This window comes from Terrimonas sp. (genome assembly GCF_003075435.1).
Taxonomy (GTDB): Bacteria; Bacteroidota; Bacteroidia; order Chitinophagales; family Chitinophagaceae; genus Agriterribacter.
In genome coordinates, this window is sequence record NZ_QCZJ01000052.1 from 1 (window position 1) to 10,057 (window position 10,057).

At 40.3% G+C, this 10,057-nt stretch carries 8 protein-coding genes; 1 reads left to right on the forward strand and 7 read right to left on the reverse strand.

What is annotated here, in order from left to right:
• Positions 1-450: 450 nt before the first annotated feature.
• The 4 genes from DC498_RS25460 to DC498_RS25475 form a co-directional block, all read right to left on the reverse strand.
• Positions 451-1,452, reverse strand: a complete 1,002-nt coding sequence (locus tag DC498_RS25460) for a 4-hydroxyproline epimerase (protein WP_116876944.1) — start codon at positions 1,450-1,452, stop codon at positions 451-453.
• 62 nt (positions 1,453-1,514) lie between these two features.
• Entirely contained in the window at positions 1,515-2,978 is a 1,464-nt protein-coding gene (locus DC498_RS25465; protein ID WP_116876951.1) for an aldehyde dehydrogenase (NADP(+)), read from the reverse strand.
• A 150-nt stretch (positions 2,979-3,128) separates the two neighbouring features.
• Entirely contained in the window at positions 3,129-4,049 is a 921-nt protein-coding gene (locus DC498_RS25470) for a dihydrodipicolinate synthase family protein (RefSeq protein ID WP_116876945.1), read from the reverse strand.
• A gap of 100 nt (positions 4,050-4,149) precedes the next feature.
• Positions 4,150-4,911: a TrmH family RNA methyltransferase gene (locus DC498_RS25475; RefSeq protein ID WP_116876946.1), complete on the reverse strand. Its 762-nt coding sequence runs from the start codon at positions 4,909-4,911 to the stop codon at positions 4,150-4,152.
• A 13-nt stretch (positions 4,912-4,924) separates the two neighbouring features.
• Between DC498_RS25475 and tamL the strand changes: the two genes are divergently transcribed.
• Positions 4,925-7,336 (forward strand): translocation and assembly module lipoprotein TamL, encoded by a 2,412-nt coding sequence (tamL, locus tag DC498_RS25480; protein WP_116876947.1) that lies wholly within the window; start codon positions 4,925-4,927, stop codon positions 7,334-7,336.
• A 58-nt stretch (positions 7,337-7,394) separates the two neighbouring features.
• Here the strand turns inward: tamL and truB are convergent, their stop codons facing one another.
• The 3 genes from truB to DC498_RS25495 form a co-directional block, all read right to left on the reverse strand.
• Entirely contained in the window at positions 7,395-8,081 is a 687-nt protein-coding gene (gene truB / locus DC498_RS25485; RefSeq protein ID WP_116876948.1) for a tRNA pseudouridine(55) synthase TruB, read from the reverse strand.
• 55 nt (positions 8,082-8,136) lie between these two features.
• A complete protein-coding gene (locus DC498_RS25490; RefSeq protein WP_133176982.1) occupies positions 8,137-8,577 on the reverse strand; it encodes a hypothetical protein in 441 nt (146 codons plus the stop codon).
• A gap of 134 nt (positions 8,578-8,711) precedes the next feature.
• Positions 8,712-9,749, reverse strand: coding sequence for an agmatinase family protein (locus DC498_RS25495; RefSeq protein WP_116876950.1), 1,038 nt, complete (start codon positions 9,747-9,749; stop codon positions 8,712-8,714).
• Between the last annotated feature and the right edge of the window lie 308 nt (positions 9,750-10,057).

Below are 10,057 nucleotides of genomic sequence, written 5' to 3' on the forward strand. Positions count from 1 at the left end.
TCTAACTCTCTGACTACTTTTTGCTTAAAGCTAATACTATACCGGATCACCGTTTGGACATCTCTTGTCATGGTATTACAGATTTTTTTGTTCTTAAATCTGTCTACTTATGCTAGGACAAGACATTATTCTCTTAGAAGCTGTTTAAAAACGATTGCGGAGATTTTTTGATATAATGATTGCGTACACTTTTAACCAAGAATCACACTCATTATTACGAATAATTCCGGTGTGACAACCTGGTTATTTCACAGAGGTACACGAAGGCTGCACAAAGAGCCACAAAGAATAATAAAACGCTCTGTGTAACTTTGTGTATGCTTTGTGGCTCTTTGTGTAGCAAATCCTGTTTCGCCGATGCGAACACCGGAATTCTTGGCAGGAAATATATCAGGGTTTATTAAAAAAAATAATTTTAAACAGCTTCTTGGCTGATTTCAAATTTCAAATTTATATCACCTGGAAGCCATACGCATATGGGTCGTCATCAGGATCGATAGTGATAGTGTTATATCCATATATCCTTGCCCAGCCTTCAATGCTTGGGCGGATGGACGGTTTGCCATGCAGGGTGAGCTCTTCCTCAATCCTGCCAATAAATTTTGAGCCTATGATACTCTCGTGTATAAATTCATCCCCCTTTTTTAGTTTGCCTTTAGCATACCATTGTGCCATTCGCGCAGATGTGCCGGTGCCGCACGGACTTCTGTCTATTGCTTTGTCTCCATAAAATACCGCGTTTCGGGCGGTAGACGTCTTATCCAGTACGGCGCCGGTCCATAAAACGTGTGAACATCCATTGATTGTTGGATCATCAGGGTGAACAAAACTATATTTCTCATTGATGCGTTTGCGTAATGCCCTGGCCCAGGCAATAAGTTTATCAGCAGCATAATGTTCCAGTCCTTTAAAGTTTTTTTGTACATCTACAATGGCATAAAAATTTCCACCATATGATACATCTATTACTAGCTCGCCAAGTTCAGGACATTCAGCTGTTAATCCTTCTGCGGCAAGGTAAGCCGGTACATTAATGAGCTTAACTGTTCTTATTTTTTTGCCTTCCTGCGTGTAAGCAATATTAACCAGTCCTGCAGGCGCTTCCATTCTTATAGTGCCTGGTGTTCTGGGAGTTATTAATCCTTCTTCCAACGCGATGGTAATGGTGCCGATAGTGCCATGTCCACACATTGGCAGGCAGCCGCTTGTTTCAATAAATAATACGGCAACATCGTTAGCTGTATCATGCGGTGCATATAATATACTTCCACTCATCATATCATGCCCACGCGGTTCAAACATCAGTCCCTTTCTTATCCAGTCGTACTCTTTTAAAAAATGCTGCCTTTTTTCACTCATATTATTACCCTGCAATACCGGGCCGCCACCAGCTACAAGCCGAACAGGATTACCGCAGGTATGCGCATCAATACAAAAAAAAGTTTTTTTCATTCCCGGTATGTTTGAAATTCCGTGCTTATAGTTTATTGGCACCACAAACCATAAACCACAAACTATAAACCTGTATTGCTATATTCATTATTAACAATTCGCCAGATATTTAACGGGTTACTGTTTTTTAACGCATCAGGAAGCATACTATCTTTAAAACCCTGAAAGCAAACTGGGCGTACCCAACGTTTAATAGCCGTTGTACCTACAGAGGTATATCTTGCATCGGTGGTAGAAGGAAATGGCCCGCCATGCACCATACTTGCGCAAACTTCAACACCTGTTGGCACATCATTCAAAATAATTCTGCCGGCAAGTGTTTGCTGCAATTTAATAATATCATCATGCGCTTCAATATCGGCATCAGTTGCCATTATCGTAGTAGTTAACTGCCCTTTCAATAAAGTAAGCACTTCTGTTAATTGCTTTTTATCGTTGCATATTACAGCTAAAGAATATGGTCCAAACACTTCTTCTCTCAAATGAGGATTTTGTAAGAAAATATCTGCTGATACACCCGCAACAGTAGGGTATGCCTCACCATCGCCAGGCTCTTGTGCAGCTTGACCTATTTTCCGGATGCCTTTCTGTGCAAGGGCTTCGTTCAAACCTTTTGTAAATGATTCCTGGATGCCTTTGTGCAGCATTTTCTGAGGTGTAATGGCTTCAATTTCATTGCCTAATAAAGCAAGGAAATCATCCAGGACTTTACTTTTTACAGCAAGCAATAACCCGGGATTGGTGCAAAATTGCCCCATGCCAAGCGTTATTGAAGCCGCGTAAGTTTTAGCTAATGATTCGGTATTTTTTTCTAAAGTATCCGGCAAAAAAACAACCGGGTTAATACTGCTCATTTCAGCAAATACAGGTATTGGCCTTTCGCGGTCGTTGGCAAGCTTCCATAATGTAGTACCGCCGCTGAGTGAACCGGTAAAACCAACACCGGTTGTTTCAGGGTGTTGCACCAAAGCTTTGCCGACGGTACTGCCGGAACCAAGTACATGCTGAACCGTATATGGATGCATACCACATTTTTCTATTGCCTTTTTAATAGCATCAAACACAAGCGATGAAGTTTTGGCATGAGCAGAGTGCCCTTTAATTACTACAGTTGAACCTGAAGCTAAAGCGCTCGCTGTATCTCCACCGGCGGTTGAAAAGGCAAAAGGAAAGTTGCTTGCACCAAAAACAACAACCGGTCCTACGGGTAATAACATTTTTCTTGTATCCGGTTTTGGAGGAGTCCGTTGTTTGTCTGCAGTGTCTATCGCTGCCTCTACCCAACTTCCTTCTTTAATAAGGTTGGCAAAGAGTTTTAACTGATTGGTGGTTCGCGTAAGCTCACCATTTAACCTGGGTAAAGGCAAATTGGTTTCTTCATTTGCTGTTTTAACCAGCACTTCTCTTGCGCTTTCTATTTGCGCGGCAATCTCGTTTAAAAAATCAACTTTTACAGCAGGTGCTAAAACGGAGTACGCTTTAAACGCATCCGCTGCATTTTGCATTACAACATTAATATCACTCATTACTAAATAATTATTTTTAGGATCTGCAAGATACTTATATCGTAAATAACAGAGCCTGTGCATGCAGTAAGATACTCATGCATATTTGCGGCTGATTTTTTTTCAGGATAATTATAACGGGTATATGCATTACGCCCTATACCTTTTACTTTACACCGTTACCAACGCATCTTCCGGCAATACCGGCCTGCTGGCTAATGCTTTATCGATAGTGGCAAGTACCTGCTCCCTTTCTTTGCCTGCAAGCTGAAGCCTTGGAGCTCTTACATATTCACTGCCCAATCCAACTTTTGATTCTGCAAGTTTAATATACTGCACCAGTTTGGGATGAATATCCAGCTCAAGCAATGGCATAAACCAACGGTATAAAGCCAGCGCTTCAGCATATCTTTCAGCTTTTACCAGGTTGTATATTGCTACGGTTTCCGCAGGAAAAGCACAAACCAAACCTGCTACAAGCCCATCTGCACCTGCTGCCAGTTCTTCAAAAGTAATTGTGTCAACACCACACAAAATTTTAAAGCGATCTCCAAAACGGTTTAGCATGCGTGTTACATTGGTAACATCTCTTGTTGATTCTTTTACCGCTTCAATATTTTTCACCGGTACAAGTTCATCAAACATATCAAGTGTGATCTCAATTTTATAATCATGCGGGTTGTTGTACAACATCAGGGGAAGATCAGTTGAGTTGGCAACAGTGGTAAAATAAGTTACAGTTTCCCTGTGATCGCTTTTATAACGCATGGGGGGCAGCAACATCAATCCATCCGCGCCCCACTTACGGGCAAAGGCGGCCTGGTTAACAGCTTCGCGTGTTGCTCCTTCGGCAATATTTAATATAACGGGTATGCGGCCCTTGATTTTATCAATAGCAAATTTTACCAGCGTTTCTTTTTCATCTACGGTAAGTACACTGGCTTCGCCCAGCGTGCCACCTAAAATAATACCACTCACACCTGCTTCAATCTGTGCTTCGAGGTTTTTTTCAAATAATGGAAGATCCAATGCATCATTTGAAGTAAACTTGGTAGTTAATGCGGGAAACACCCCTTTCCATTGTACAGCCATAAAATAATTTTTTACAAAGGTAAAACAGCGCAGCAGTTTAAATATTTCGCTTTTTAATCATTAATACTTAAATCTTAACTTAAAAAAGAGCGTGGGAAAATCAGCGCGGCACGGTTTTTTGGGTGAAATGAGAGAGTATTATTCCTGCAGCAACAGCGGCATTCAGTGATTCAGCCTCGCCAATTCGGGGGATGGTAATTTTAGTTGTGCTCAATGAAAGGAGCTCGGGCCTGATGCCCTTTGATTCGTTGCCCATCAAAATAATACCAGGGGTAATATTGGCTATTTCATAAATTGATGTGCCATGTAATGTAGCAGCATATACCGGTAAAAAAGCGTGATTTTTGCACCAGCTTAAAAGATCGGTATATAACACCTTTACCCGTAAAATACTGCCCATTGTTGATTGGATAACCTTTGGGTTGTATATATCTGCACAGGTTTTGCTGCACACTATCTTATTGATGCCAAACCAGTCAGCAATACGGATAATAGTGCCCATATTACCGGGGTCCTGTATCTCATCGAGCATTAAAATATTTTCATTTCCGGAAACTTCAGGAAAAATGTATTCCTGCTTTTCAATAATCGCCAGTACCTGGTTAGGAGAGGGCAGCCCGGATATTTTTTTTAAATCATCATCGGTTACAGCCGTAAGTTTATCATTATGAATATTGTGAAGCGCATTCCCGTTTGATTGTATCCATTCTTCCTTTGCAAAAATTTCATGGACCATGAGGGGAGATGCAAGCAAAAATTCGTTAATAATTTTAGGGCCTTCTATTATAAACCGCTTCTCCTCATCTCTGAATTTTTTATGGAATAAAGTTTGAATATATTTGACCCTGGATTTGCTGAGCACCTTATTACAATTTATGTCTGTTTCACCAACGAAAATACGTCCTTCTTTTTTTTTACATCTCTTTTTTATTCTTCTGCTTTTCTCCTCATGCACGATAGTCAGGAAATATAAATCCAACAAACCTTTTGTTTTTGCCAACGAAATAGCGTTTACCGGAAAGGATATACCACCTGATAAGAAAGAACTCAAAGCAAGGCTTGAAACACAGATAGAAGACAGCGTGAAACCCCAGTTTAAAAGCAGCTGGTTTATACGTTCTGTTTTAAATAGACCCCCTGTTTTCGACAGCAACTATGTAAAACAATCTGTGCTGAATATGACCAACCTGCTTCATAATATAGGCTATTTCCGCAGTGAGGTAACAGCAGACTGGAGCAGGATTGATACAGTTGCAGATAAGCCTGACCAACTTAGAATGAAAGTTGTGTACAATGTGAATACCAACAGGCTTTTTCATATAGATACCATAATCTATTCTTTCCGGGATACCACTTTGCAGGAGCTTGCAATGAATAACAGTAAAGGGGCTCTGCTTAAAAAATCTAACGACTTCAACCGGCAGTTGGTAGATGATGAATTAAACCGGCTTGTTGACATTTTCAGGGATAATGGCTATTTCCGTATAAACCGTGAAATGATCAAAGCTGAACTGGATACGGTTGATATTTCACTGATTGATCCTACCGCTGATCCTTTTGAGTTTATCCGTTTGCAGGTTGAAGCACAAAAAAGAATACAGGATCCTAAGATCAGTGTTAATATATTGCAGGTGCCTGTTAAGGATTCTACCATCACCACCTTGTATAAAGTTGGGAACGTAAGTATATTTCCTGATGAGCCCGTAGAGTTGTTGCAGGGTGGGAGAGCAGGTATTAAAATGGTAAAACAGGGCGATTACAGGATTTACAGCAGGTATGATCTGTTTAAACCTTCATTTCTTGTAAAACGTGTTGCACTTAAGCCGGGAGACTTATACCGGGTTTCTAACTATAACAGAACACTGCTGAATTTTAACCGCATTGAAGCCTGGCAGAATGTAAATATTGTCAGTCGTCCCCGAGACTCGCTTGGCGAGGCGCTCGCAGATTTTTACATAAGAATGGTGCCGGCAAAAAAGTACGCTTTCAGCATTGATTTTGAAGGTTCAAGCATTTTGTCTGCTCAAAATCAATTGTACAATGCAGGCAATAAAGGACTGGCAATAAATTTTCAGTTAAAAAACAGGAATGTTGCAAAGCAGGCGCTTCAATTACAAAACACGCTGAGAACAGGAGTTGAATTTACGGATTTCAGTAAAATATTATCGTCTGAAATAAGCCTGAGCAATAAACTTATTTTTCCATACCTGCTTACACCGTTTAAAATCCGGGATGAGAAAAAACTGGTCAATGCAAAAAGCTTTATAACCCTCGACGGGTCTTATATTGACAGGTATAAATATTATAAGATCAATACTGTTAATGCTTATATAGGGTATGAGTTTCAAAGAAATGCTGATGCAGGGTGGCAGGTGAGGTTTCCCAATATAGAGTACACCCGTATTTATGACAAAGGAGAAGGCTTTCAGCAACTGCTTGATGATTATCCTTTATTGAGATACTCCTATAATGATGGACTGATTATAGGTATAAATGCAACGTATACCCGGAGACTTAACCCGGCTAATCCCAGGAGTTTTGGTATTATAAGGGTTTATGGCGAAGAGTCAGGATTAATATTAGGAGAACTCTTTAAAAATTTAACAGCTTCGGGTAAAGCATTGCAGGATCTGTACCGTTTTATAAAGCTGAGCACTGATTACAGGCATTATCTCACTGGTCCAAAAACATCATGGGCTTTTCGCTTTTTTGCAGGTTACGGGGTAGGGTTTAAAACGGAGAGCAGGAATGATAATGATATCAGTTTACCATTTTTCAGGCAGTTTTTTGCCGGAGGACCTAATAGTATGCGCGGATGGCGGCTCCGGAAATTAGGCCCCGGTTCAAGTATATTTTATGATACACTGAGGGTAAGGAGTTACAATGATACAACGCTTGTGGAAAAGAGATTTGATGATCGTTATGCAGATATCCAGCTTGAAGCGAATATTGAATACAGGTTTGATATTTTTCCTGTATACGGATATTGGCTGAAAGGCGCTTTATTTACCGATATAGGTAATGTATGGGTCAGGAAATCTGCCGATCCTGAATTTAAGTATGGTGTGTTTAAGGCAAACAGGCTTTATGCTGATATTGCTGTTGCAGGAGGGGCAGGTCTGCGACTGGACTTCCGGTATTTCCTGCTGAGATTTGACCTGGGCTGGAGGCTTAAAGATCCTTTGTATGCTTCTGATGCACATATACAACCAACTGATGACGGATGGTTTATAAAAAGTAATATGCGAACACCAACATTTCAGTTTGGTATAGGGTATCCGTTTTGAGAGCTGTTAGCTATCAGCATCAGCCGTCAGCTTTCGGCTATGGGTGTTTGTTTTCTGCCTATTCCCTTCTATCTTCCTCCTCACATTCTTCTAAAAACTCCTCCATTGTCTGCGATGCTTCAACAGCATAATTTCCAATCCTGGTTCTGCATAAGCTGCTCAGGTGTCCGCCGCAGCCTAATGCTGCGCCAAAGTCATTCGCCAGACTGCGTATATATGTTCCTGTTGAGCAGGTAACTTTAAAATATACCAGGGGCATTTCAATATTAGTAATAGCAAACTCTTTTATATGGATTGTGCGTGGCTCCAACTGAACATCTTTGCCTTTACGCGCCAGCAGATAAACCGGCTTGCCATCTTTTTTTATAGCGGAATGCGCAGGCGGCACCTGTTGTATTTCACCGGTAAATGATGCTGTGGCGGCAAATATTTTTTCAGGTGTAATATTATCCAGCGGTTTAAAATTTTCAGGCTCACTTTCCAGGTCGTAGGTTGGGGTAGTGGCGCCAAGTGTAATAGTACCGGTATATTCTTTTTCCTGCGCCATATATTCGTTTATCTTTTTGGTAAACTTACCCGTACAAACAATCAATAACCCTGTTGCAAGCGGGTCAAGCGTGCCGGCATGCCCAACCTTTTTAATTTTGATGCGGTTGCGGATTTTCCGCACCACGTCAAATGATGTCCAGTGTAATGGTTTATTGATCAGTAAAACTTTTCCTTCTTCAAAAGAATTTGATGACATGCAAACTAATTATTTTATTAACGATGTAAAACCGAGAGCTGACGGCTGATAGCTATCAGCCTTTTTGAATCTGCTCCGCGCAAAACGCATTAAACTCCTTTTCGTTCACATTGCTGAGATATGGCTCGATTTCTCTCTGCAGTACTTTGTTGTTTTTAAAATCAAGCGTCAGCAGGTGGTCTTTCAGGATAACATTTGAAAAATCACTCCACCTGTATCTTTTCCTGAAGAAAGTATTGATCACGATCTGCTCATCTGATACACCTATCTCAAGCGGATGACGGGCCTGATGATCAAATAAAACAAATAAAACAAACAGGATAAAAAACCACCGCAATCCTGGTATAAATAACCATATGATACCGGTTATTAGTAAAGGATGTTTAAAAGTGATGGATGATTTGCCTGATTTCTTTTTAAGCCATACAGAGCGGGTAACTGTTACGGGAATAAGCAAAGCCCCCAGGAAAACCACACTTACGAAATTATTTTGCAAAAAACTGTGATAAATAAAAAAAGCGAAAGAAATAAAGCACAGTAATATGCTGATCAAATCAATATTAAGAGGTTTCTCTTTTTTAATGATGAGGATGTATTGAAAAAGATCTGTTTGTTTTTCCGGAGCCACCATTAGTTTTTTGCTACCATTAAATTACATAATTTAAATAATACTCTTGCGCCAACATTCTCATCCCATTCATTGCTGCTCACGCCGGTTTCGCATAGGTCAAAGCCGATAAGTGTTCTGCCGCTTTCGAGTATTTTACGGAAGAGGTAAGATAATTGTTCCAGCTCAAAACCACCCGGCACCGGCATGCCCGTATGCGGACATAAAGTTCTGTTCAGCCCGTCAATATCAAAGCTGATAAAAACATGTTGTGGCAGGTTGCTGATAATATCACTGGTTATCTGCTGCCAGGTCTGCCCTTCGAATATTGATTCTTTAATTTTTTTATCTAAGTAAGCGATTATCCTGCCGTTACTGTTATTGATATAATTCCATTCGCTCTCACAATAATCCCGAACACCTACCTGTACCAATTTGGTCATCTGGGGAATTTCCGTAAGTGCGTTATACATAATAGAAGCATGAGAGTATTTTAAATTCATATATGCTTCTCTCAAATCACAATGTGCATCAATCTGCAAAATGCCAAAATCACTATACTTTTCCGCGATAGCTTTATAAAAGCCAAGCGGCACACTGTGGTCGCCACCCAGCACACCTACCAGTTTGCCTTTGGCAAGCAAATCTTTTGTTTGATCGTATACCCATTGATTTAAAAAAGCGCCGCCTTCATTAACTTCTTTAAGCGTTTTGCACATAAAGCGGTTTTCATCTATACATCCTCCCTGCGAGATGTAGTTGATGTATAATTCAGATTCTTTGCGCAGGTAATCACTTTTCAATAATATTTTCTTATCCGGCTCACGCAAAAAAAATCCTTTTTTCCAGCCATCTCTTACATCGGCATCAAAAATTTCTACATGCAGGCTGGCTTTTTGTATACGCTCAGGGGCCCTTGCTGTGCCCGCAAGATAACTTACCGTTACTTCCCAGGGAACCGGGAGAATAACGAGGCGTGCTTCTTCTTCTGTAACAGGTAACCCGAATATATTATAATTGGGGTTGCCTGACGAATTGGGGTCAAATTTTGAAAGGTCCATACTACTTCAAAAGCGGTGCAAGTTATGACCGTTTTTTTAATTTAAAACAATAAAGGTTCTTTAATAAACGAGTTATCTGCCGGTGAAGTTGCAAGACACTCATAATCATTTGCCTCCAGGGGTTAATTTGTGCTTTGATTACACCTTCCTTGCCTTTTTCGCACAACGTGAATAGCTGATACCTGTGTCATGTCCTGAAAAAAGTAGACACTATTACTACTATTACCCTTTTTCTTTTTTTTGTTACTTTTTTTCTTTTTACAATCCACATTTTAATTGTGGATTATTATAAACTTATTTGATTTACA